The sequence below is a fragment of the Bordetella sputigena genome (assembly GCF_965137885.1).
Taxonomy (GTDB): Bacteria; Pseudomonadota; Gammaproteobacteria; order Burkholderiales; family Burkholderiaceae_B; genus Bordetella_C; species Bordetella_C sputigena.
This window is the reverse complement of sequence record NZ_CBCSCA010000004.1, coordinates 260,911-282,467: the sequence shown is the minus strand read 5'-3', so window position 1 is coordinate 282,467 and position 21,557 is coordinate 260,911. Positions and strand designations below refer to the sequence as shown.

Annotated in this window: 20 protein-coding genes; 12 read left to right on the top strand and 8 right to left on the bottom strand. The window is 65.1% G+C overall.

Going from position 1 to position 21,557, the window contains the following annotated elements:
• The first annotated feature begins 213 nt into the window (after positions 1-213).
• On the top strand, positions 214-1,740 hold the full coding sequence (locus ACNA0R_RS09915) for an ABC transporter substrate-binding protein (RefSeq protein ID WP_415825815.1): 1,527 nt from the start codon (positions 214-216) through the stop codon (positions 1,738-1,740).
• Between the two features lie 84 nt (positions 1,741-1,824).
• Here the strand turns inward: ACNA0R_RS09915 and ACNA0R_RS09910 are convergent, their stop codons facing one another.
• From ACNA0R_RS09910 to ACNA0R_RS09890, 5 genes are all read right to left on the bottom strand, one after another.
• The gene (locus ACNA0R_RS09910) at positions 1,825-3,498 is read right to left on the bottom strand and encodes an ABC transporter ATP-binding protein (protein ID WP_415825814.1); all 1,674 of its coding nucleotides are present in this window, start codon (positions 3,496-3,498) and stop codon (positions 1,825-1,827) included.
• Positions 3,495-4,337: an ABC transporter permease gene (locus tag ACNA0R_RS09905; RefSeq protein WP_415825813.1), complete on the bottom strand. Its 843-nt coding sequence runs from the start codon at positions 4,335-4,337 to the stop codon at positions 3,495-3,497. Before ACNA0R_RS09905 ends, ACNA0R_RS09910 begins: the two co-directional genes overlap by 4 nt.
• A 17-nt stretch (positions 4,338-4,354) precedes the next feature.
• Positions 4,355-5,305, bottom strand: a complete 951-nt coding sequence (locus ACNA0R_RS09900) for an ABC transporter permease (RefSeq protein ID WP_415825812.1) — start codon at positions 5,303-5,305, stop codon at positions 4,355-4,357.
• A 61-nt stretch (positions 5,306-5,366) separates the two neighbouring features.
• Complete coding sequence (locus tag ACNA0R_RS09895; RefSeq protein ID WP_415825811.1) at positions 5,367-6,641, bottom strand: NAD(P)/FAD-dependent oxidoreductase; 1,275 nt, start codon at positions 6,639-6,641, stop codon at positions 5,367-5,369.
• Between the two features lie 2 nt (positions 6,642-6,643).
• Positions 6,644-7,312 carry a haloacid dehalogenase type II gene (locus ACNA0R_RS09890; RefSeq protein ID WP_415825810.1) on the bottom strand — a complete coding sequence of 223 codons (669 nt, stop codon included), beginning with the start codon at positions 7,310-7,312 and terminating at the stop codon, positions 6,644-6,646.
• A gap of 102 nt (positions 7,313-7,414) precedes the next feature.
• Here ACNA0R_RS09890 and ACNA0R_RS09885 point away from each other — a divergent pair, with 102 nt between their 5' ends.
• Complete coding sequence (locus ACNA0R_RS09885; protein WP_415825809.1) at positions 7,415-8,299, top strand: LysR substrate-binding domain-containing protein; 885 nt, start codon at positions 7,415-7,417, stop codon at positions 8,297-8,299.
• A gap of 61 nt (positions 8,300-8,360) precedes the next feature.
• On the opposite strand, the gene ACNA0R_RS09880 is transcribed toward ACNA0R_RS09885, so the two are convergent.
• Entirely contained in the window at positions 8,361-9,365 is a 1,005-nt protein-coding gene (locus ACNA0R_RS09880) for a Bug family tripartite tricarboxylate transporter substrate binding protein (RefSeq protein WP_415825808.1), read from the bottom strand.
• 334 nt (positions 9,366-9,699) lie between these two features.
• On the opposite strand from ACNA0R_RS09880, the gene ACNA0R_RS09875 reads away from it, so the two are divergent.
• The 5 genes from ACNA0R_RS09875 (at position 9,700) to ACNA0R_RS09855 (ending at position 14,682) form a co-directional block, all read left to right on the top strand.
• On the top strand, positions 9,700-10,440 hold the full coding sequence (locus ACNA0R_RS09875) for an SDR family NAD(P)-dependent oxidoreductase (protein ID WP_415825807.1): 741 nt from the start codon (positions 9,700-9,702) through the stop codon (positions 10,438-10,440).
• A 178-nt stretch (positions 10,441-10,618) separates the two neighbouring features.
• Positions 10,619-11,524, top strand: a complete 906-nt coding sequence (locus ACNA0R_RS09870; RefSeq protein ID WP_415825806.1) for an NAD(P)-dependent oxidoreductase — start codon at positions 10,619-10,621, stop codon at positions 11,522-11,524.
• Between the two features lie 98 nt (positions 11,525-11,622).
• Positions 11,623-12,993: an MFS transporter gene (locus tag ACNA0R_RS09865; RefSeq protein ID WP_415825805.1), complete on the top strand. Its 1,371-nt coding sequence runs from the start codon at positions 11,623-11,625 to the stop codon at positions 12,991-12,993.
• 13 nt (positions 12,994-13,006) lie between these two features.
• Positions 13,007-13,906 (top strand): NAD(P)-dependent oxidoreductase, encoded by a 900-nt coding sequence (locus ACNA0R_RS09860; RefSeq protein ID WP_415825803.1) that lies wholly within the window; start codon positions 13,007-13,009, stop codon positions 13,904-13,906.
• Positions 13,907-13,917: 11 nt separating this feature from the next.
• Complete coding sequence (locus ACNA0R_RS09855) at positions 13,918-14,682, top strand: carboxymuconolactone decarboxylase family protein (protein WP_415825802.1); 765 nt, start codon at positions 13,918-13,920, stop codon at positions 14,680-14,682.
• A 77-nt stretch (positions 14,683-14,759) separates the two neighbouring features.
• Here the strand turns inward: ACNA0R_RS09855 and ACNA0R_RS09850 are convergent, their stop codons facing one another.
• On the bottom strand, positions 14,760-15,554 hold the full coding sequence (locus ACNA0R_RS09850) for an N-acyl homoserine lactonase family protein (RefSeq protein ID WP_415825801.1): 795 nt from the start codon (positions 15,552-15,554) through the stop codon (positions 14,760-14,762).
• Positions 15,555-15,719: 165 nt separating this feature from the next.
• Between ACNA0R_RS09850 and ACNA0R_RS09845 the strand changes: the two genes are divergently transcribed.
• Positions 15,720-16,046 (top strand): NIPSNAP family protein, encoded by a 327-nt coding sequence (locus tag ACNA0R_RS09845; RefSeq protein WP_415825800.1) that lies wholly within the window; start codon positions 15,720-15,722, stop codon positions 16,044-16,046.
• A gap of 64 nt (positions 16,047-16,110) precedes the next feature.
• Complete coding sequence (locus ACNA0R_RS09840; RefSeq protein ID WP_415825799.1) at positions 16,111-16,308, top strand: hypothetical protein; 198 nt, start codon at positions 16,111-16,113, stop codon at positions 16,306-16,308.
• Positions 16,309-16,311: 3 nt separating this feature from the next.
• Here ACNA0R_RS09840 and msrA read toward each other — a convergent pair whose 3' ends face one another.
• Positions 16,312-17,034, bottom strand: a complete 723-nt coding sequence (gene msrA / locus ACNA0R_RS09835) for a peptide-methionine (S)-S-oxide reductase MsrA (RefSeq protein ID WP_415825798.1) — start codon at positions 17,032-17,034, stop codon at positions 16,312-16,314.
• Between the two features lie 209 nt (positions 17,035-17,243).
• On the opposite strand from msrA, the gene ACNA0R_RS09830 reads away from it, so the two are divergent.
• The 3 genes from ACNA0R_RS09830 to ACNA0R_RS09820 all read left to right on the top strand — a co-directional run bounded on the left by ACNA0R_RS09830 (position 17,244) and on the right by ACNA0R_RS09820 (position 21,303).
• The gene (locus ACNA0R_RS09830; RefSeq protein ID WP_415825797.1) at positions 17,244-17,963 is read left to right on the top strand and encodes a response regulator transcription factor; all 720 of its coding nucleotides are present in this window, start codon (positions 17,244-17,246) and stop codon (positions 17,961-17,963) included.
• Positions 17,960-19,462, top strand: coding sequence for a sensor histidine kinase (locus ACNA0R_RS09825; protein WP_415825796.1), 1,503 nt, complete (start codon positions 17,960-17,962; stop codon positions 19,460-19,462). The genes ACNA0R_RS09830 and ACNA0R_RS09825 overlap by 4 nt, the downstream gene beginning before the upstream one ends.
• Positions 19,463-19,674: 212 nt before the next feature.
• Positions 19,675-21,303, top strand: coding sequence for a glucosamine inositolphosphorylceramide transferase family protein (locus tag ACNA0R_RS09820; RefSeq protein ID WP_415825795.1), 1,629 nt, complete (start codon positions 19,675-19,677; stop codon positions 21,301-21,303).
• The last annotated feature ends 254 nt before the right edge of the window (positions 21,304-21,557 follow it).

The following is a 21,557-nucleotide window of genomic DNA, read 5'->3' as shown; positions in this document are numbered from 1 at the left end:
CGTCCGTCGCCGCCAGGCGCGCGGGACATGCCGGCGGGCGGCATGTCCCGCGTATATCAGAAATGTATGCCCCCCGCAGATATTCGAATTTGAGGTGGCTGCGACACGGTCCTATGCTTATTTCCCGGGACTTGCGTCGAATCCGGCATCTCGCCCGTATTTCGCCTTCCCGACCATCCGGCATAAGCCCAAGAGGCGAAAAGGGGAACACAAATGAAGACCACCAGAAGAGATTTTTTCTCGGTGTGCGGTTCGGTGGGCGCGCTTGCCGGCCTGCCGTCGTTCGCATGGGCGCAGGAAACTCCCAAGAAGGGCGGCCACGTGCGGTTCGCGGTGCAGAATGGCTCGGTATCCGACACCCTGGATCCGGCCAAGGGCGCGCATTCCGGGGACTGGACCAAGCAGTTCTGCATTTTCAATGCCTTGACCGAGTTCAATGATTCATTGATACCGGACCTGGCGCTCGCCGAACGCCTGGAAAGCACCGACGGCATGCACTGGAACGTGACGATCCGGAAAGGCGTCCAGTTCCACGATGGCGCGGAGTTGTCCGCCGATGACGTGGTGTATTCGCTGGTACGGCACAAGGATCCCGCCGCGGCGTCGAGGGGCTTCTCCATTGCCAAGGATTTCGCCGACGTCAAGGCGAACGGCAAGTACGAGCTCTCGATCACGCTCGTGCGCCCGAACTTCGATTTTCCGTCCGTGCTGGGCGCCAGCTACTTTCTGATCGTCAAGAACGGCACCACCGACTTCGCCAAGCCAGTCGGCACGGGGCCTTTCATGGTCGACACCTTCACGCCGGGGCGTGGCTTTTCCGGCAAGCGCAACCCCAACTATTGGAAGCCCGGGTTGCCTCATCTGGACACGGTGGAAATCGTCAGCGTCCCGGATAATGCCGCGCGGGTCAATGCGGTCCTGGCGGGCGACATCGATATCTGCTCCCTGGTCACGCACGGCTACGCCGACCAGGTGAAGCGCAGCAACAACACGGATCTGGTCGTCAACAAGCTGGGCCTGTACACCGACTTGATCCTGCGGCAGGACAATCCGATCGCCGGCAACCCCGACTTTGTCGCCGCGGTGCGCTACATGCAGGACCGCAAGCGCATGGTCGACTATGTCATGCGCGGCTACGGCCTCATCGGCAACGACCACCCGGTGGCGCCTTGGGACCCGTACTATCTGGAAGGCCTGCCGCAGCGGCCTTTCGACCTGGACAAAGCCAAGTTCCACATGAAGAAAAGCGGCCTGGCCGGCCAGACGCTGGAAGTCATCTGCCAGCCCGGCATCGCCGGGTCCGTGGAAGGCGCGCAGTTCCTGCAAGGCTTCGGTGCGGCGGTGGGCTTCAACTTCAAGGTCAAGCAGGTGCCGACCGACGGGTATTGGTCGACCTACTGGGCCAAGTTCCCCATCACCTATGGGTCGATCAACAACCGTCCGAATGTCGGGATGATCTTCGAGCTGTTCTATACCTCGACGTCGCCGCTGAACGAAGCGAAGTGGGTCAATCCGAAACTGGATCAACTGCTGGACGCCGCGCGCGCTCAGGGCGATTTCCAGAAGCGCAAGGCGATCTATGGGGATATGCAGACACTCGTGCACGAGAGCTCCGGGACGATCGTTCCGGTTTTCGACGTGATCCTGGACGGTGTGTCGAAGAAGGTGCGAGGTTATAAGCCCAATCCGTCGGGAATGAGCATGGGATACCGGTTCGCGGAAGCCGTCTGGCGGGCGTAGCCGGCCGGGCAGCCCGGTGCAATTGCAGGGCCACGATCGATCACACGATCGTGGCCCTTTGCATGCATGGTCCGAAACCGCTTGTCAGCCGATGGATTGCAAGGCCCTACGCTGCTCATCGATGCGGGCGCAGGAGTCCTCCAGCCAGCCGGGCCGCAGCTCCGGTACGGAGTCGACCAGCAGGCGGGTATACGGGTGGCGCCCCTGGCCGTACAGCCCGGTCCGCTCACAACCGTCCACCTTGCGACCCTTGTAGAGCACCGTGATGTCATCGCACGTCGTGGCGACGGTCGATATGTCGTGGCTGATGAACAGGTAAGTCACGTTCAGGGCGCGCCGCAATTCCACCAGCAGGTCCAGGATGGCGGTCGCCACGACGGTATCCAATGCCGAAGTCACCTCATCGCAGATGATGAGGTCCGGTTCCGCGGCGAGGGCACGGGCCAGGTTGATGCGCTGCTTCTGGCCGCCCGAAAGTTCGCCGGGCCGCCTGCGCGCGATCTCCGCGGGTAATTTCACCATGTCGAGCAGCTCGGACACGCGGCGCGGGACCTCGTTCCTGGCGCAGCGTTTGAAAAGCAGCAGCGGACGTGAAAGGATGGTCGCGACGTCGTGGGCGGGATTGAGAACCTTGTCGGCGTTCTGGAATACCAGCTGGATGCGCCGGTGCAGGTCGGCGCTGCGTTGCGTCACATTGCCCGCGATCGCTTGCCCGGCGAATTGCACCGAGCCGCCGGCGGGCGCCAGCAGTCCGGCGACGACGTAGGCAAGCGTCGACTTCCCCGAGCCCGATTCGCCGATGACGCCCATGGTCGAGCCCCGGCGCACCGTCATGTTGACGCCGTGCAGTATGGGGACGGCCGGCATGCCGTCGCGATTGCGGCGACCGTAGCCGGCCGTCAAATCATTGACCTCCAGCAGCACCGGCTGTTCGGCGGCCGCGCGCGCGTCGGCATCGCTCAGCCGCTCGACGGGCGCGGCCGCCGCAATCAGGCTGCGCGTATAGGCATGGACAGGCGCCTCGATGATCTGGTCCAGCTTGCCCATCTCCTGCACCTGGCCATCGCGCAGAACGATGGCGCGGTCGGCCACCTGCGCTACGACGGCCAGATCGTGCGAGACATATACCGCGCTGATGTGATGTTCCTTGATGGCCTTCTTGAAGGCGAGCAACACTTCTATCTGCGTCGTGACGTCCAGCGCCGTCGTCGGCTCGTCGAAAATGACCAGTTCCGGATCCGACATCAGCGCCATCGCGGCCATCAGCCGCTGTAGCTGTCCGCCCGATACCTGGTGCGGATATCGGTCGCCTATGGTTTCGGGCGAAGGCAGCGCCAATGACCTGAACAGGTGTACCGCCTTGGCCCGGGCCGCATCGGGGTGCATGATTCCCTGGACCCGCACGCTTTCCGTGACCTGGTCGATGATGCTGAGGGAGGGATTGAACGACGCCGCGGCGCTCTGCGCCACGTAAGCGACTTTGTTCCCGCGCAAGCGGCGCAGCTTGCCCTCGGGTGTCCGGGCGATATCGATCCCGCCGACGACGATGCTGCCGCCCGCGATGCGGCAGTTCCTGCGGGCGTAGCCCAGCAAGGCCAGCGCGATGGTGGTCTTTCCGGAGCCGGATTCGCCGATCAGCGCCAGCACTTCGCCTTTGCCGACCTTGAAGCTGACGTCCTTGACGATCGCGGTGTCGCTTGTCGCCGTGGCGCGCGCGACGACCCGCAGGTCCTGTACCGAAACCAGATCCTGTGTCATGGCTGCTCCTGCGCACCGGCGGATTTTCGGGAGGCCAGGCTGTCGATGAACAGGTTCACCCCTATGGTGAGCGTGGCGATGGCCAATGCCGGCATCAGGATCGCCAACGCCCCGGTCGACAGGCCGGACAGGTTTTCGCGCACCAGCGAGCCCCAGTCGGCGTCGGGCGGCTGGACGCCCAGGCCCAGGAAGCTGAGGGCGCTGAGCATCAGCACATTGAAAACGAAGCGCAGGCCGAAGTCCGCCAGCATGGGGTGGATCATGTTGGGAAGGATGTCGCGGCACGCGATGTACAGATGGCTTTCGCCGTTCAGCCGGGAGACCGTGACGTACTCCATGGCATTGAGGCCGACCGCTTGCGACCTGGCGATCCGATAGGCGCCCGGCATGTACGTCACCGCGGCGGTCAGTACCAGGACCGGCAGGGATGACCCGTAGATGGCGATCATCAATAACGCCAGGATCTTGCTGGGCAGGACGAGCAGGGTGTCGACCAGGCGGCTCATGATCTCCTCGAACCATCTGCCCGCCACGGTCGATAGCAGCGCGAGCAGCGTGCCGGAGGTGCTGGCCAGTACGGTGGCGGCCAGTGCGAGGCCGATCGAGTAGCGCGCGCCGTAAAGGATGCGGCTCAGCATGTCGCGTCCCAGATAGTCGGTGCCCAGCGGAAAGGCCGCGCTCGGCGAGCCGAATATCTCGCCGCCGGAAAAGTCCGTGATGCCGTAGGGGGCGATCCAGGGGCCTATGACGGCGACGACCAGCCACATCGTGGTGAGGCAAAGGCCCAGCCGGCCGGTGCCGGAAAGGGATAGAAAGAACCGCCAGGGTCGGATAGCCATATTCCTGCCTTTGCGTATCAGCGCAGTTTCGGGTTCAGCACGATGGTGCAGATATCGGCGACCATCAGCAGCAGCAGATAGCAGGTGCTGAAGAAGATCACGCAGAACTGCACGACCGGCAGGTCCCGGTTGCTGACGGCATCGACCAGGGTGCTGGCCAGGCCGGGATAGGAAAAGATCGTCTCGACGATAATCACGCCGCCAAGCAGATACGACAGGCTCAGCGCCATCGCGTTGACGATAGGTCCGACTGCATTGGGCAGCGCATGCCGCAGGACGGCCCGCGTCATGCGCAGGCCTTTCAGCACGGTCATTTCGATATACGGCGCATCGAGCTGGTTGATCAGGGCGGCGCGCGTCATGCGCGACATTTGCGCGACCACGACGCAGCACAGTACGAGCACCGGGAGACTGTAGCCCCGCAGGAAGGCGACCAGGCCCGCGTCCTGCGGCCCGAAGGACAGGGCGGAGGCCCAATGCAGCTTGACCGCGAAGATCAGTACGGCCAGCGTCGCGACGAGGAATTCCGGTACGGCCACGACGGACATCGTCGACAGCGCAATGATCCGATCCAGCCGCGAGCCGCGGTACATCGCCGCCAGTATGCCCAGGATGAGGGCGACGGGCACGGATACCAGCGTGACGACGGCGGCCAGCGTGAGCGTATTGGGAACGCGGGGAAGCACGATATCCCGGACGGCCATGCCGTTGGCATAGGAAGTGCCGAAGTCGCCGGTGGCCAGGCCGCTCACCCACTTCACGTAGCGCCAGAGCGCGGGCTGGTCCAGTCCGAGCTTGTGCCTGAGCGCCGCCACGGTTTCCGGCGTGGCGGCTTGGCCCAGCGACATCTGGGCGGCATCGCCGGGCAGCAGGCTGGCCATGAAAAACACCAGCGCCGAGACAAGGAAGAGCGTAAGCAGCCCAACGCCGATGCGTTGACCGATCAGACGCAGGATCGGGCCATTCATATGAGATCTCCATCCTTGGGTTGTCGGGACGATACGAGGCGCCCCGGCCGCGTGTCGCGGATCAATACAGCAGATCCTTGATCCGGTAATACGCGCCGATGACAGGCAGGAACCAGGTTCGGCCGGCGTAGCCGGGCAAGGCCGGCCAGTTCCGGCGCTCCCATGGGTTCGTTCTGCGCTTGCCCATCAGCATATCCGCCATCAGGTTGCCCATGTAGACGGACATCTGCGTGCCGTGCCCGCTATATCCCATGGCGTAATAGAGGCCTTCGTGCTGGCCCGCGGATGGCAGTCGGTCGGCCGTGGCTTCGACCTGGCCGCCCCAGCAGTAGTCGATACGCACGTCCTTCAGCGCCGGGAGCAGGCGTGCCAGGCTGGCCTCCAGAATGCGTCCGCTCTTGGCGTCGGAAGCGGGATTGCTGCGCGCGAAACGCGCGCGGCCGCCCCAGACCAGCCGGTGATCGGCCGTCGGCCGGAAGTAGTTCCCGAAGTTCAGGCTCGTCACATAATTGCGCCGGTTCGGCAGGGCCTGGTCCAGGAGGTCGGGAATAGGCTCCGTGACGATGACGAAGCTGCCCACCGGCACGATGCGCCGTTGCCACCAATCGAAGGGGCCATGGTTGGAGCAGCCGGTGGCCAGCAGGACCTTTCCCGCTTCGATATCGCCACGGCGGGTGGTGACCCGGAACCGGTCCCCGCCCAGCGGCGTCAGGCCGGTCACTGGGGTTTGTTCATATATGCGAGCGCCCCGGCGGGCCGCCGCGGTGGCCAGGCCGGTGCCGAATTTGCCCATATGCATCTGCGCGGCGCGCGGGTCCAGCAATCCGCCGTGGAACCGGTCGGTGTCCAATTCGCGCCGCACGTCGGCGGCGGACAGCAGCTCGACCGGCAGGTCGAGATGCCTGCGCAGTGCATCGTAATTGCGGGCCAGGCCGGCGACGTGCTTGGCCTTGCTTGCGAGTTTTATCTTCCCCCGGCGCACGAAATCGCAGGCGATCCGCTCTTCCGCCACGGTGCGCTCCACGAAGTCGACGGCGTCATCGTAGGCGCGGTAGTAACGCGTCGCGGCCTCGGCGCCGTACTTGTCGACGAGCTCGGCCAGCCCCTGGGCCGTGCCCGGACTGCAGTGGCCGCCGTTACGGCCGGAGGCTTCCCCGTGTATGCGCCCGGACTCCAGCAGCACGGCTTCGACGCCCTGGCGGGCCAGGGTCAGGGCGGCCGACAGTCCCGTGAACCCGCCGCCCACGATCACGACGTCGGCGCGGGCGGGCGGATCGCCGGCGGCGCCGGCTTCGAAGGCCGGGGCGGTGGCCAGCCAATACGATTCGAACCTCATGGTCAGAGTCCGACGACGGCGGCGAGCCCGCCGATATCGCGGATTTCGGTATAGCCGTAGTACGGGGTGGAAGGCTCATGTCCGCGCGCCACGAACACCTTGTTCCGGATCCCCATGTCGTGGGCCGTCATGAGGTCGTAGCGCAGGCTGGACGACACGTGAAGAATGTCTTCCGGGCCGCAGCCCAACTGGTCGAGCAGGAATTCGAAGGCCTGCATGCGGGGCTTGTAGGCTTGCGCCTGTTGCGCGGTATAGACCGCATGGAAAGGCACCCCGATTTTCTCGATGTTATGGGGAATCTGGGCGTCCATGGCGTTGGTCAGCGCCACCAGCGGAAATTCGCGCGCGACCTTGCGCAGGCCGGCCGTGGTGTCGGGATGGGGACCCCAGGTGGGAACCAGGTCATAGATGAATTTGCCGTCGCCGTCCCGGTACTCCACGCCGCACCGCCGGCAAGTGCGCCGGATGGCGTTATCGACGACATCGAGGTACGGTTTCCAGGCGCCCAGCACCTCATCGAAGCGATACGCCGCGAACACGTCGGTGAACTGCTTCATTCGTTCGGCCGGCACGCGGTCGGCAAACCGCTGCGCGGCGGCATTCGCCATTTCGAAATAGATCAGCGTGCCGTAGCAATCGAACGTGATGTACTTCGGTTTGAAAGTGCTCATGATGTGTCCCGGGATGGAGGCAGGAAAAGTTTAAGAACCGGCCTTCGAGAAAACAAATGCGGATATACTCGCGGGGCATACATTTTTGATATAGGGTCGCCCGTGCTCAACTTTCGCCAGATCCAGGCCTTCCGGACCGTCATGCTCTCCGGTTCCATGACGCAGGCCGCGAAAGAGCTGCATACCTCCCAGCCGCACGTCAGCCGCGTAATCGGCGAGCTCGAACGCCGCATCGGCCTGAAGCTGTTCGAGCGGCATTCGGGCAAGCTGATTCCGACGCTGGAGGGCCAGGTGTTCTTTCGCGACGTCGAGCACACTTTCGCCGGGATGCGCAGCCTGGAGGACGCCGCGGCGGCCATACGGCGCCGGGGCGCCGGCCGTCTGCGGCTGGCGTCCGTCCCGTCCATGGCCATCGCCGTGGTGCCGGAGGCCATCAATGTATTCGCGCAGCAGTATCCGGACGTCGACGTCACGCTGCAGGTGACCGATTCGCTGACCGTATGCCAGTGGGTCGCCAGCGGCTATGCCGACGTCGGGGTCGCCTCGGAGATTTTCAACGCCACCGGGGTCGAATCGGAATTGCTGCAGCGTAACGTGGGCGTCCTGATCGCCCCATTGGATCATCGGCTGGCGCGGCGCAAGAAGACGATCACGCCGCGCGATCTGGTGGGAGAGAAATTCCTGTCGCTGAAATCCAGCGATATCGCGCGCAAGCAGATCGACGACGCCTGCCTGATCGACGGCGAAGAGCGGCGCATACTCGCCTATGAATCCCACTTCGCCGCGGCGATATGCCATATGGTTTCGCGCGGCATGGGCGTCAGCATCGCCAATCCCCTGGTGGCCAAGGCCTATGCGGACCGCGTGGCCATCCGGCCCTTCACGCCCAGGATCGAGTTCTCCACTCACCTGGTCTATCCCCTGAACAGCCCGGTCAACATGCTGGCCAAGTCTTTCGCGGTGGGACTGCGCGGCTGCTGCGATTAGCGGTATATCGGAGCGGCCACGGCGTCGGGCGTGGCGCCCGGGCCGGGCCCGCATCGGCGCGTCAAGTCGTCAGGTCCGCTTCCTTCACGAAGCCCTTCCAGCGCACGATCTGCTCTTTCATGAAAACATTCACCTCTTCCACCGACATCCTCGGCATCAGCGGCGTGCCTTGATTCTGGAACTGCGTGACCATCGCCGGGACATCGTGGCCGGCGGCCATGGCGTCATGCAGACGCTTGACGATATCGGTCGATATGCCTGCCGGCGCCCACAGTCCGTTCCAGGTCGTGGTGTCGAACTCCTGGCCCAGCAGCTCGCTGGCGGTGGGAATATCCGGCGCGACCGCGAGCCTGTCCTTGGCGATCGTCGCCAGTCCGCGCAGGCGCCCTGACTTGATATGCGGGCCGACGACCGACCATGCGTCCACGGCGAACGTAAGCCGTCCCCCCATGATCTCCGTCATGACGCCTTGCGAGCCCTGCTTGAAGGGGACGTGCAGAAGATTGGGCGCGCCCATCCGGTTGGCCAGCAGCTTCGAGGTAATGTGGCTATGCGCGCCCACGCCGTTCGAACCATAGCTGTACTTTTCCGGATGCGCCTTGACGCGCGCCGCCAGGTCCTTGAAGTCCTTGATGTCGCTATCGCCACTGACGACAAGCACCGTGGGGATGGCGATGGTCACGGCGATCGGCGTGAAATCGCGGGCGGGATTGTAGGAGAGGTCAGGGTAGACGAACGGTGCGATCGCCCAGGTCGTCGCGGTGCTATACAGCAGGTTGTATCCATCGTTGGCCGCGCGCGCCACCACGCTCGCCCCGATCGTGCCGCCCGCGCCGGCGCGGTTTTCCACGAATACCGATTCCGCCGACAACTGCTTGGACATCAGTTCGGCATAGGTGCGCGCGGCAATATCCGTGCTGCTGCCGGGCGAAAAGGGGACGAGCAGCTTCACGGGACGTGACGGGTAGGTTTCCGCGGCGCCGGCGCGTTTGGCCGCCAGCAGGCTACCGGCGGCGAGCGGCGTGGCGGCCATGGATCCGAGGAATTTTCGACGCGAGTAATGCATGATGAAAACGCTCCGCTGATTTGTATTAATGCGTTCGAGGTTTGGCGTGGCCGGACGTATGCGCTGCGGCATTGGCGATCCCCTTGATCCGGTCACAGGCGGCAGACTAAAAGCAAGCCTGTGGTGGGTCAAATAGGTGTTTGGCGCGGGGGTATACATTTCTGATATGTGGGGTGGGTGCCGCCCGCCCCGCCGCTGGCGCTGCCGCCCGGGAGACGCGACGCCGGCCGGGATGTCGCCCGCGGCGAAACGATGTAGATTCTGGGCAGAGCCGCGCGGGAATCGGACTGCCGATTCGCATCGGGACGCAGGCCATAACGGAGGGAGACCGAGCATGACCACGGAGATCTGGGCGGACCGCACCATCCTGATTACGGGCGCGGCGGGCGGGATAGGGGCGGCGTGCGCGCGGCAGTTGGACGCCTTGGGCGCATCGCTGGTGCTGCTGGACCGGGATGGCGCGGCCTTGCATGAAGTCGCCGCGACCCTGCGTTCAGGCGGCGGCCATCGCGTCGTTACCGCCGATCTCGGCGATCAGCAGGCGTGCTGGAAGGTAATGGACACCGTCGGCGATCTGTACGGGCTGATTCACATGGCGGGCATCTATCAGACCGACGACCTGTCTCCGGAAAGCCGCGCGGTGTGGGACAGGACGATGGCGGTGAATCTGGACATGGCGTTCGATCTGGCCAGCGCCGCGGCGCCGCGCCTGCGGGCGGTGGGGGGAAAGAGCGCGCGTATCGTCATGGCCGCGTCGCTCGCATATCGGCGCGGATCGTTCGACCATCTGGCGTACTCGGCGTCCAAGGGCGGCATCGCGGGCCTGACGCGCGCGTTGTCGCGGCGGCTGGCGCCCGATGTACTGGTGAACGCCGTCGCGCCGGGCATCATCGACACCGCGATGCCGGCGCAGGTCATCGCGGCGCGCGGCGACGCCATCCGCCGGGAGATTCCGCTGGGGCGCTGGGGTACCGCCGAGGAAGTCGCCGGCGTGGTCGTGTTCCTGTGCAGCGATGCGGCCGGCTATGTCACGGGACAGATCATCAATATCGACGGCGGGATGGTGAACGGCTGAGGCGCCTTCCACAAGGCGGCCCCGATTCTGCGCCGCTCGGCGGGTCGTCAGGGTAAACCCTATATCAATAATATTGACCGATTGTATGACGAGATTTAGTCTTGCGTGAGTTGGCGCGAGCGCCGCATCGCACATGCTCCGCGCCCCTTCATCACGCCTACACAGACAAGGTTTCCCCATGACGCAATCCCCCCCGCATCGCATCGGTTTCATCGGCCTGGGCATGATGGGAGCGCCGATGTCGCGCTGCCTGGCCAACGCGGGGTTTTCCCTGTTCCTGGCGGATGCCGACTTGAGCCGCACCGACGCCCTCTGCAAGGAGCTGAATGCCGCCGCGTTGACCGAAGACAATGCCGGCTCCGTGGACGCGCTGATCACCATGCTGCCGAATTCCGCCATCGTCGAAAGCGTCCTGCTGGGCGACGGCGCGTCGGGCTGGGCGCGGCGCCTGAAGCGGGGCGCGGTGGTCATCGATATGAGCTCGTCCGAACCCGCCCGTTCGCGCGACCTGGGCGCCACCTTGCGCGGCATGGGCCTGTCCTATCTGGATGCGCCCGTATCCGGTGGCGTCAAGCGCGCCAGGGACGGCAGCCTGGCCATCCTGGTGGGCGGGGACGCGGCGGTGCTGGAGCGCTGCATGCCTTTGCTGCAGTCCATGGGCAAGAGCATCCTGCACATCGGCGATGCCGGCGCCGGCCATGCCGCCAAGGCCTTGAACAACTATGTTTCCGCCGCCGGCCTGCTGGCGACGGTCGAAGCGCTGCACGTGGCGGCGCGCTTCGGCATCGATCCGGCCGTCATGACCGACGTCCTGAACGCCTCCACCGGCCGCAGCAATACCTCGGAGAACAAGGTCAAGCAATTCATGTTGAGCGGATCGTATGCATCCGGCTTCTTCATGCAGCTGATGAACAAGGACCTGAAAATCGCGCGCGCGCTGGCCGCCACGGTGGACTATCCCTTGCGCGTGGGCGAGACCGTGACCGACGTCTGGGACCAGGTATCCCAGGACGCCACGCCGACCACGGACCATACCGAGATGTATCGAATGCTGGACCCGGACGCCCGCGCCCGCCATTCCTGACACCCGATCAGGGCCGCCGGGCACGCCGGCGGCATTTTTTTGCCCAGGATTCGCATCAGACAATCCGTCAATAAGATCAATAACCAGGAAGGAGCAACATGGCTACCTATGTACAAGCCGGTCCCGCGCCCGTTGCCGAGGCCGCCGTCGAGCAGAAGCGCCGCAACGCCATCAAGGGCGCGTTCTTCTCCGAATTCATCGACATGTTCGACATCTACCTGCCCGTCGTGGTGCTGGCGCCGGTACTCTTCTATTTCCAGCCGCGCGACGTGGCGCCGGCCACCGAGGCGATCCTGGCGTCGCTGGTGTTCATCACGACCTTGCTGGGCCGGCCCATAGGCGCGCTGATCTTCGGCATGGTGGCCGACCGCATCGGCCGGCGCAAGGCGTCGATCTGGTCCGTCTCCGGGTTCGGCGTGGTGACGCTGTTGATCGGCCTGCTGCCCGGCTACGACAGCATAGGCATCGCGTCCTACCTGCTGCTGGTGGCGCTGCGTTTCATCGACGGAATCTTCCTGGGCGGCGGCTACACCGGCGCGATGCCGCTGGCCATCGAGTATTCGCGCAAGTCGCAGCGCGGCTTTGTCGGCGGCCTGATATTGGCGGGTTTCCCCGCGGCCTATGTGTGCATCAATCTGGTCGCGATGCTGATGTTCGCGCTGTTCCCGCTGGATGGCGCCCAGTCGCCTTACGCGCAGGTGGGATGGCGCATCCCCTTCCTGATCGGCGCGGCGCTGGCGGGCGTGCTGGCCTGGTATTACATCCACAAGGTCGCGGAATCGGAAATCTGGCAGACCGAGGTGAAGAAGGGCGCTGCCGGCAAACAGCAAGCCATGGAACAGGCCAAGGAAAAACTGCCCCTGATGGATCTGGTGCGCGGCCGCAGCGGCCGCAATCTGCTGCAGGTGCTGCTGCTGATGACCGGCTTCTGGCTGACGCAGAACCTGATCACGATCTATATGCCTACCGGGCTGCTGTCCGGCGTCCTGCACCTGAACGCCTTCGATACGGCGGCCACGCTGCTGGTCTGCTATGCCGCGCTGTTCTTCAGCTATATCGCTTCCGGCGTGCTGGGCCAGCGCATCGGGCGCCGCCGCTTCTTCCTGCTGGCCGGACCGCTGATCGCCACCGTCGGGGCGGCGCTGTTCTACGCCCTGTCGCACGCGAACGGCTGGCCGCTGCCGGCGGTCATGCTGGTGGTGGTGCTGTTGTCGGTGCTGGTCACGTCGCCGTGGGGCGTCATCGTGACCTATATCAACGAACGCTTCGTAACGGATGTGCGCGCGACAGGTTTCGGCGTGGGATTCAGCCTGTCCGTGATCATTCCCTCGTTCTACGCCTTCTATATGAACTGGCTGGGACGCTTCATGCCCATGCGGGCCACCCCGGTGGCCTTGCTGATCATAGGCGCGGTGATAGGGACGATAGGCGCGCTGATGGGTCCCGAAACGCGGGACGTCGATTTCTGAAAGGACGGTGGCGATGCGCAATGACAAGGTGGGCTTCATAGGCCTGGGCAATATGGGCGGCCGCATGACGCGGCGTCTGGTGGACGCCGGTATGCCGGTGCTGGGCTTCGATACGGATCCCTCGCGCGCCGCCGCGTGCGGCGCGACGGCGGCCGGCAGCGTGCGCGAAGTCGTGCAAGACTGCGACGTCGTGCTGATGTCGCTGCCGGACAGCAACGTCGTCGAAGCGGTGGTGGAAGGCGCGGATGGCGTGCTGGCGCATAGCCGGGCCGGACAGACCGTTATCGATCTGAGCACGGCGGCCGCCAGTTCGACCCAGCGGCTGCACGGCCTGTTTCGCGACAAGGGCGTGCACTACATCGACGCCGGCATCTCCGGCGGCGCGGCGGCGGCGGAGAAGGGCACGCTGACCCTGATGATAGGTGGCGACGCGCAGGCCGTCGAAGCGATACGCTGGGTTTTCCAGCCCTTCAGCACCAAGGCGCTGCACATGGGCGCCAGCGGCGCCGGCCACACCACCAAGTTGCTGAACAACTTCCTGAACGCCGTCAGCCTGGCGGCCACCGCGGAAGTCATGGTGGCGGGCAAGAAGGCGGGGCTGGACCTGCATCAGTTGCTGGACGTATTGAACAGCAGCAGCGGCGTGAACTTCGCCACGCAGAACCGTTTTCCGCACATCGTCGACGGCAACTATCTGGAGGGCGGCCTGACCAGCAAGCTGATGACCAAGGATGTGGTGCTGTACGTGGACCTCGCGCATGAACTGGGCGTGGCGTCGCTGAACGCGTCGGGGCCGCTGTCCTGCTTCGGCCTGGCGACGGCGCTGGGCTACGGCGACAAGATCAGCAACCGCGTGGTCGATGCGATCGGCGACGTCTCGGGCGGCATCCGGTTGAAGGACGCCGGGCACTAAGGGGACCAGCGATGGAAATGACGGAACGGCAGCGCGAACTGAAGGACGCCTTCGTGCGGCTGCGCGGCACCTGGGCCCCGGAGTGGGAAAGCATCCTGCGGCTGGACCCCGGTTTTTTCGAGGCCTGCCTGAACCTGATGGCGGTGCCCTGGAAGAAGAACCACCTGGAAGACAAGGTCAAGGACTTCATCCACATAGCCGCGGACGCTGCCGCCACGCAGCTGTATCGGCCGGGTATCCGCGCCCATATCGAAGCGGCCATCCGCCACGGCGCCACCCGCGAGGAACTGGTGGAAGTGATGGCGCTGACCAGCACCCTGGGCATCCACGCGGCCAACGTGGGCGTGCCGGTGCTGCTGGAAGTCATGAAGGAAGAAGGGCTGTGCGACGGCCCCGCGCCGCTGGATGCGCGCCGCGAGGCGCTCAAGGCGGACTTCCGCGAGAACCGCGGCTATTGGCATGAGACCTTCGAAGGCCTGCTGGAGCTGGACCCGGAGTTCTTCCAGGCCTATCTGGATTTTTCGTCCGTGCCCTGGCGCACCGGCGTGCTGCCGCCCAAGGTCAAGGAGCTGATGTACTGCGCTTTCGATGCCTCGGCCACGCATCTCTACGTACCGGGGCTGAAGCTGCATATGCGCAACGCGCTGGGCTATGGCGCCACGCCTTACGAGATCATGGAAATGCTGGAAATCGTCAGCACCATAGGGATCCACGCCGCGGAAGTGGCGGCGCCCATTCTGGAACAGGCGTGGGCGGCGCGCCGCGATCCGCTTTAGCGGCGCAGGGCCTAGCGCCGCGGCGGAGTCACCCGCTGTGGATGCCGCGGGGCGCGGCGTCGCGGCGGCGCCCGGGTTTACTGCCGGGGCGGCACGTGCAGCGTCGCCACCAGCCCGGCCAGGGCGGGCGACGGCGGCGGGTAGCGCAGCAGCACCTGGGGATCATGCCCGGGCACGACATGGGCGTGGCTGTCGGCCAGTTCATCCAGCCGGCGATGCCCTTCCAGCATCTCGCCCACATTGAAGACGGCCGGGAAGGGCCGGCCTTCTTCCATATTGCGGTAGTAGTGCGATGCGTCGGACGCCAGCACGACCCAGCCCCGCGCCGTATGCACTCTTACCACCTGCAGGCCGCGGGTATGGCCGCCGACACGATGCACCGTCATGCCGGGCGCGATCTCGGCGTCGCCGTCATGGAACCTGACGCGGCCGGCATAGACCTGTTCCACCATCTGCAGCACGTCGCGCAGATTGAAGGCTTCGGCGATGCAGTGGTGCGCCATGTAGCGACCGGTGGCGTACTCCATCTCGCGGTCCTGCAAATGGAAGGTGGCATTGGGATATGCCGCCAGGTTGCCGACGTGGTCGTAATGCATATGGGTGACGATCAGGTCGCGCACCGCATCCACGTCCACGTCCATCAGCTTCATCGCATCGCGCATGGGATGGATCAGCTTGCGGCCCCGCTTGGCGGCTTGTTCGGCATCGAACCCGGCGTCGACCACCCAGACCCTGGCGCCGTCGCGGATCAGCCAGACGAAATAATCCATGGGCATCGGGCCGTTGTGCGGGTCGCCGCCTATGAAGTTGGCGCTGGCCGTGCGCTGATGTTCGCCGTACTTGATCGCGAAGACTTCGTACTCGGGCAGCATGGGGGTCTCCTCCATTCTTCGACTATGGTATCGGGCGATGATAGGTGAATATCAGACAGTCAGTCAATAATACAATTATGTGCGCGGCACGCGGGTATCATGGCGGGCGCCGCGAAGGCAACCCGGGGCGGCGGATGGCTGCTTCGAATACCAGGAGATGAACGGATGATCGTCGAAATGCGTGTCTACCACTGCGCTCCGGGCCGGCTGCCGGCCCTGAACGAGCGTTTCACCAACATTACGCTGGGCTTCTTCAAGAAGTACGGCATCGAACAGATCGGCTTCTGGACGACGCTGGTGGGCGGGAGCAATCATGCGCTGACCTATCTGTTGAAGTGGGAAAGCCTGGCCGAGCGCGAGCAGAAGTGGAACGCTTTCCAGGCCGATCCGGAGTGGATACGCCAGCGCAATGCGACGGAAGCCGAAAAGCCCATCGTCGAGCGCGTCGAAAACCAGTTCCTGTCGCCCACCGCGTATTCCGCGATGCGCTGATGAGGCGGTCGCGGCCTGGCATGCCGCTTGCTGCCGGACGCGGTTCACTTCCGGGAGAAGCACCATGGACTCAGGCCGCGACGGGCGCACGGTAAAACACGGCGGTAGTTTTTACCACTTCCGTACCGTCGAACAGGCGGCCGGCTTCTACCGTGGCATCCAGGAAGGCAAAAGCGTCGAGTCCTGCCGGCAGCGCTGGCGGCCCAGCCTGGTGCAGGTGGCCGCCGCCGCGCGCGCCGGGCAGGAGGCGCGCAACAACTGACGACTATTTGACCGCCACCAGGACGGGCTGCTCCTGGTAGATATCCGCGAACAGGCGCTTCAGGTTGTCGACCTTGGGCAGGTCGTTGAACACGATGTAGGGGTAGCGCGGATTGTTCACCAGGAAGTTCTGGTGATAGGCCTCGGCGGGGTAGAAACCCCGCAGATTTTCCAGCGTGGTGACGATCCGCTTGCCATAGACGCCGGTTTGATCCAGCTGCGCGATATACGCCTGCGCGACGCGGCGCTGCATTTCATTGCCGACGAAGAGGGTGGAGCGGTATTGCGTGCCGGTATCCGGGCCCTGGCGGTTCAACTGGGTGGGGTCGTGGGCCACCGAGAAATACACCTGCAGCAGCTTCCCGTAGCTGACCTGGCGCGGGTCGTAGGTGACCTGCACGGATTCCGCATGGCCGGTGTCGCCGCCGCTGACCTGGTCGTAAGTCGCCGTACCCGGCTTGCCGCCGGCATAGCCGGACACCGCCTGCGTGACGCCGCGCACGTGCTGGAACACGCCTTGTACGCCCCAGAAGCATCCGCCTGCAAAGACCGCCGTTTCGGTCGCGGCCGTCGTTGCGGGCTCGTCCAGCGCCGGCGGCGGAATGGCGACGGCGTCTTCGGCGGCCAGCGCGGGGGCGTGCCCCGCGAACAGCGCGGCGGCGATCGCCGCGCCGGCGGCCAGAGCCAGGGCAGGCCATCGGGCCCGGGATAGTGCGGCGTTCGGCATGGCGGACTCCTTTGACGGGTACCGGCGCATTATCACGCGCGCTCCCGGGCGCAAACTTAAATTAACCGTGATATTCGCCGGCGGACGCGGCTGGCGGCGTCCGGCTGCGCGACAATAGCCGGCCAGAACGCCGCCGAGCCTCGGTGCCTAGGGCAGGACGCCCTTATGCCGGCCCCGGCGCGCCATTCCCGTCGACCTGATCCCGCGCCATGACCGCCTCGAAACGCATCCTGATCGTCGAAGACGACGCCCACATCGCCGAACTGCTGCGCCTGCATCTGCGCGACGAAGGCTATGACGTAGTCCATGCGGCCGATGGCGACGCCGGGCTGCGCATGCTGGAAGGCGGCGGCTGGGATCTGCTGGTGCTCGATCTGATGCTGCCCGGCGTCGACGGCCTGGAAATCTGCCGCCGGGCGCGCGCGATGAGCCGCTATACGCCCATCATCATCACCAGCGCCCGCGCCAGCGAAGTGCATCGCATCATCGGGCTGGAGCTGGGCGCGGACGATTACCTCGCCAAGCCATTTTCCATGATGGAGCTGGTGGCGCGCGTGAAGGCCTTGCTGCGCCGGGTGGATGCGCTGGCCAGGGATGCCCGCATGGAAGGCGGCGTCCTGGAGCTGGCCGGCCTGCGCATCGATCCGCTGGCGCGCGTGGCGCAGGTCGACGGCAAGGACGTCGACCTGACGCCGCGCGAATTCGATCTGCTGTATTTTTTCGCCCGCCATCCGGGCAAGGTGTTTTCGCGGATGGAGCTGTTGCATCACGTCTGGGGCTACCAGCACGACGGCTACGAGCACACCGTCAACACCCACATCAACCGCCTGCGGCTGAAAGTCGAGGCCGATCCGGCCGAACCGCGGCGCATTCTGACCGTATGGGGCAAGGGCTATCGCTACGCCACCGGCGCGGGGGATGACGCATGAAACGCCTGAGCCTGTCGCAGCGCCTGTCGCTGGTCTTCGCCCTTTTGCTGCTGGCGTGCACCGCGGCGGCCGCGTGGCTGCAGATCGGCGCCAACCGCCTGCGCGAGGAAGAAACCGCGCAGCGCCTGTCCAGCGGTTTGGCGCGGCACATCGCCGAAACCACGCCGCTGATGGACGAGGGCGGCCTGCGTCCCGGCGCCGTGCGCGACCTGTTCGCCAAGCTGATGGCCGTGAATCCCAGCGTCGAAGTCTATCTGCTGGACAATACCGGCCGCATCATCGGCGATGCCGCGCCGCGCGGCCGCCTGAAGCGCGATCGCGTGGACATCGAGCCGGTGCGGCGGCTGCTGGCCGGCGCGGCGCTGCCCATCTTCGGCGACGATCCGCGCAGCGAGGCGGGGCGCAAGGTCTTCGACGCCGCGCCCTTGCAGGTGAACGGCCGCGACGCCGGCTACGTCTATGTCGTGCTGCAGGGCGAACGGCTGGAAGCCGTCGCCGCCAACCTGGCCGCCAGCGGCGTGCTGCGCACGACGCTGTGGTCGCTGGGCCTGGTGGCCCTGTGCTGCCTGATCGCCGGCCTGGTGGCCTTCGGCCTGATCACCCGTCCGCTGCGGCGCCTGACCGACGTGGTCAGGAATTTCGACGGCAACGAGGCCGCCGCCACGGCGACGCTGCAGGCCTCGCCGGCCGCCACGATGCCGCCGGCGGGTGGTGACGAAATCGGCGTGCTGGAGCAGGCCTTCCGCCAGATGGCCGCGCGCATCGCCGAACAGTGGCGCGAGCTCAGCCACCAGGACCAGCAGCGCCGCGAGCTGGTCGCCAACATCTCGCACGACCTGCGCACGCCCCTGACGTCCTTGCACGGTTATCTGGAAACGCTGCTGGTCAAGGCCGATACGCTGGATGGCGCCGAACGTCGCCGCTACCTGGAAACCGCGCTGGGCCAGAGCCGCAAGGTCGGACGCCTGGCGCAATCGCTGTTTGAGCTGGCGCGGCTGGAGTCGGGATTGATCCAGCCGGATAAGGAAGTCTTCGTGCTGCCGGATCTGGTGCAGGATGTCTTTCAGAAATTCGAACTGGCGGCCGAGGCGCGCGGCGTACGCCTGGCGGCGGGCTTCGATCGCGACCTACCCCCGGTGGAGGCGGACGTCGGGATGATCGAGCGCGTTCTTACCAACCTGCTCGACAACGCCATCCGCCATAGCCCGTCGGGGGGTACCGTGGACGTTCGCATGAGCGCGGCCGACGGCGCGGTCCTGGTCACCGTCAGCGACGACGGTCCCGGCATCCCCGAAGCCTTGCAGGCGAACCTGTTCACCCGGGCCTCGGTGTGGCGCGCGAATGGCGCGCAGACCGGCGGCCTGGGCTTGCTGACGGTACACCGCATACTGGCGCTGCACGGGCGCGGCATACGGCTCGCGCGGCAGGCCGGCCGCGGGGCCGTCTTTGAATTCCAATTGCCCGCGCGCGCCGCCTCTCCGGCATCGCCGGGCGCATAGCATCGGGTTGCCGGCCGGGCCATCGGTACGCCCAAGACCCGCCGCGCCCCGTCCTGTCCATCGATAGTTGTATGGCCGTGCTTTCGATCTAGGAGGCGCCGCGCGGCCGCTCGCTCGTCCGTCCTAGGATGAACGCATTCTGGAGCTCTCGCATTACTGCGAGCACTATCTGCGCGGAGTAGGTATGACTGAACTCCCCAATCGGATACGACATGGACAAGAAGACCGTTGCGTTACTCGTGAATGCCACGAACCAGGCGGGGTGGATACATGAGATCGCCCAGTGGCTTGCACGCGAAGAGGATTTTCACGTTGCCGCGCTGATCGTCGCCTGGGACGACACGCCATCGGCGGAGCGCAGCCTGCCCTGGACGCGCGATCCGCTGGGCACCGTCGCCAGGCTGGAATCGCGCATGCTGGAGACGCGCCATCGCGCGCAGCTGGCGACCAGCGATCTGGGGGATTCGCTGCCGCCCGACACGCCGGTGCTGGACCTGGCCATCACGCGCGGCGCCGGCGGCCGCGTTGCGGCGGATGCCGAACAGCTGCGCGCGCTGATGGCGCTGCATCTGGACGTGATCCTGGTGCTGGGCACGCCGGCCGTACGCGGCGAGCTGGCTTCGCTGCCGGCGGCGGGGGTCTGGATGCCCGTGCATTCCGAACTGAAGGATCAGCAGGACGTCGCGCACGCCGGCTTCTGGGAGGTTTACCAGCGCGCCGATCACACGACCGTCAAGCTCTGGCGCCTGGGCGCCACCGAGCAGGCCGACGAACTGATCGACGCCCGCAGCTTCAATACCGAAGTCTTCTGGCTGAAGAATCGCGCGCGCGCCCTGAGTCTGGGCAACCTGATGATCTTCGACACCCTGCAGGCCATGGCCCGCCCCGAGCGGCGCAAGCAGCTGTCAACGTCCCTGCAGATTCATACCGCCATGACGCGGCCGCAACCGGCGCAGCGCGACGGCATGGCCTACCTGGCGCGCCAGGCCTGGCTGGCGTCGAGCATGGTGTTGCGGCGGGCGATGAAGCGCAACGTGCGCTGGCGCATCGGCATGTGCCCCACGGGCCGGGAGGAGGTCGTGACGTCCGAGGCGGCCGTCATGGTGCCGCCCAAGGACCGCTTTTTCGCCGACCCTTTCGTCTATACGCGCAACGGGCAACCCTATATTTTCTTCGAGGATTATTACTTCCGCGAACGTAAAGGGAAGATATCCGTGGCGACCTATATCGACGGCGCCTTCCGCTTTCTGGGGGTGGTGCTGGACCTGCCGTACCACCTGAGTTTTCCCTACATATTCGAATATGGCGGCGCGACCTACATGGTTCCGGAAACGTGCGGTAACCGTACCATCGAACTGTGGAAATGCACCGAATTCCCCCTTAAATGGGAATTGCATTGCACGCTGATGAATAATATTTCCGCGGTGGATACCATCGTTTTCCCCTACGGCGGCCGCTGGTGGCTGTTCACCAATATTGACCGTACGGATGGGCTGAGCCATTGCGACGAGCTGTTCGCCTTTCATGCGGACCGCCCGGATACCAACCAATGGCAGCCGCACGCGCTGAATCCGATCGTTCACAGCCCCGTCAAGGCCCGTAATGCGGGAATGATCATGGCCCAGGACGGCAGCGTCGTGCGCTGTGCGCAGTCGCAGGGCTTCCAGCACTACGGCAAAGGCGTTTCGCTGAACCGGATAGAGGAGCTGACGCCGCATACCTATCGCGAAGCCGACGGGCCGGTGCATTACCCCAATTTCCTGCGCAAGCCATTCGCGTCCATGCACCATTGGCACCATCACGGCGGGCATACCGTCTTCGACTTTGCATTTATGGAATAACAAATACTATGAAACGTTACGGCGCGCGGTGCGCCGGTAAACCGTTGGTCCCCGCAGCATAATCGCGGCGAATTGCAAGAAGCAGTAGCAGCGCTTCGTCGTTCCCCCTTGAAACCCGCATGAAATAAGGCTTGGAGATCCAAATGAAGACACAACTCGCCCTGGACCGCTTGCAAAATCTTGCAGTCCGACTCCATTCAAAACTTTTTTAGTTCCGCTTTTAAACCGGCGCGGCAGTGCTGTTTATTCGTGCG

Bases quoted from the DNA above. Each gene is read 5' to 3' on its own strand.
- ACNA0R_RS09915 (WP_415825815.1), top strand. From the start codon at position 214: ATGAAGACCACCAGAAGAGATTTTTTCTCGGTGTGCGGTTCGGTGGGC.
- ACNA0R_RS09910 (WP_415825814.1), bottom strand. From the start codon at position 3,498: ATGACACAGGATCTGGTTTCGGTACAGGACCTGCGGGTCGTCGCGCGC.
- ACNA0R_RS09905 (WP_415825813.1), bottom strand. From the start codon at position 4,337: ATGGCTATCCGACCCTGGCGGTTCTTTCTATCCCTTTCCGGCACCGGC.
- ACNA0R_RS09900 (WP_415825812.1), bottom strand. From the start codon at position 5,305: ATGAATGGCCCGATCCTGCGTCTGATCGGTCAACGCATCGGCGTTGGG.
- ACNA0R_RS09895 (WP_415825811.1), bottom strand. From the start codon at position 6,641: ATGAGGTTCGAATCGTATTGGCTGGCCACCGCCCCGGCCTTCGAAGCC.
- ACNA0R_RS09890 (WP_415825810.1), bottom strand. From the start codon at position 7,312: ATGAGCACTTTCAAACCGAAGTACATCACGTTCGATTGCTACGGCACG.
- ACNA0R_RS09880 (WP_415825808.1), bottom strand. From the start codon at position 9,365: ATGCATTACTCGCGTCGAAAATTCCTCGGATCCATGGCCGCCACGCCG.
- ACNA0R_RS09875 (WP_415825807.1), top strand. From the start codon at position 9,700: ATGACCACGGAGATCTGGGCGGACCGCACCATCCTGATTACGGGCGCG.
- ACNA0R_RS09870 (WP_415825806.1), top strand. From the start codon at position 10,619: ATGACGCAATCCCCCCCGCATCGCATCGGTTTCATCGGCCTGGGCATG.
- ACNA0R_RS09865 (WP_415825805.1), top strand. From the start codon at position 11,623: ATGGCTACCTATGTACAAGCCGGTCCCGCGCCCGTTGCCGAGGCCGCC.
- ACNA0R_RS09860 (WP_415825803.1), top strand. From the start codon at position 13,007: ATGCGCAATGACAAGGTGGGCTTCATAGGCCTGGGCAATATGGGCGGC.
- ACNA0R_RS09855 (WP_415825802.1), top strand. From the start codon at position 13,918: ATGGAAATGACGGAACGGCAGCGCGAACTGAAGGACGCCTTCGTGCGG.
- ACNA0R_RS09850 (WP_415825801.1), bottom strand. From the start codon at position 15,554: ATGCTGCCCGAGTACGAAGTCTTCGCGATCAAGTACGGCGAACATCAG.
- ACNA0R_RS09845 (WP_415825800.1), top strand. From the start codon at position 15,720: ATGATCGTCGAAATGCGTGTCTACCACTGCGCTCCGGGCCGGCTGCCG.
- ACNA0R_RS09840 (WP_415825799.1), top strand. From the start codon at position 16,111: ATGGACTCAGGCCGCGACGGGCGCACGGTAAAACACGGCGGTAGTTTT.
- msrA (WP_415825798.1), bottom strand. From the start codon at position 17,034: ATGCCGAACGCCGCACTATCCCGGGCCCGATGGCCTGCCCTGGCTCTG.
- ACNA0R_RS09830 (WP_415825797.1), top strand. From the start codon at position 17,244: ATGACCGCCTCGAAACGCATCCTGATCGTCGAAGACGACGCCCACATC.
- ACNA0R_RS09825 (WP_415825796.1), top strand. From the start codon at position 17,960: ATGAAACGCCTGAGCCTGTCGCAGCGCCTGTCGCTGGTCTTCGCCCTT.
- ACNA0R_RS09820 (WP_415825795.1), top strand. From the start codon at position 19,675: ATGGACAAGAAGACCGTTGCGTTACTCGTGAATGCCACGAACCAGGCG.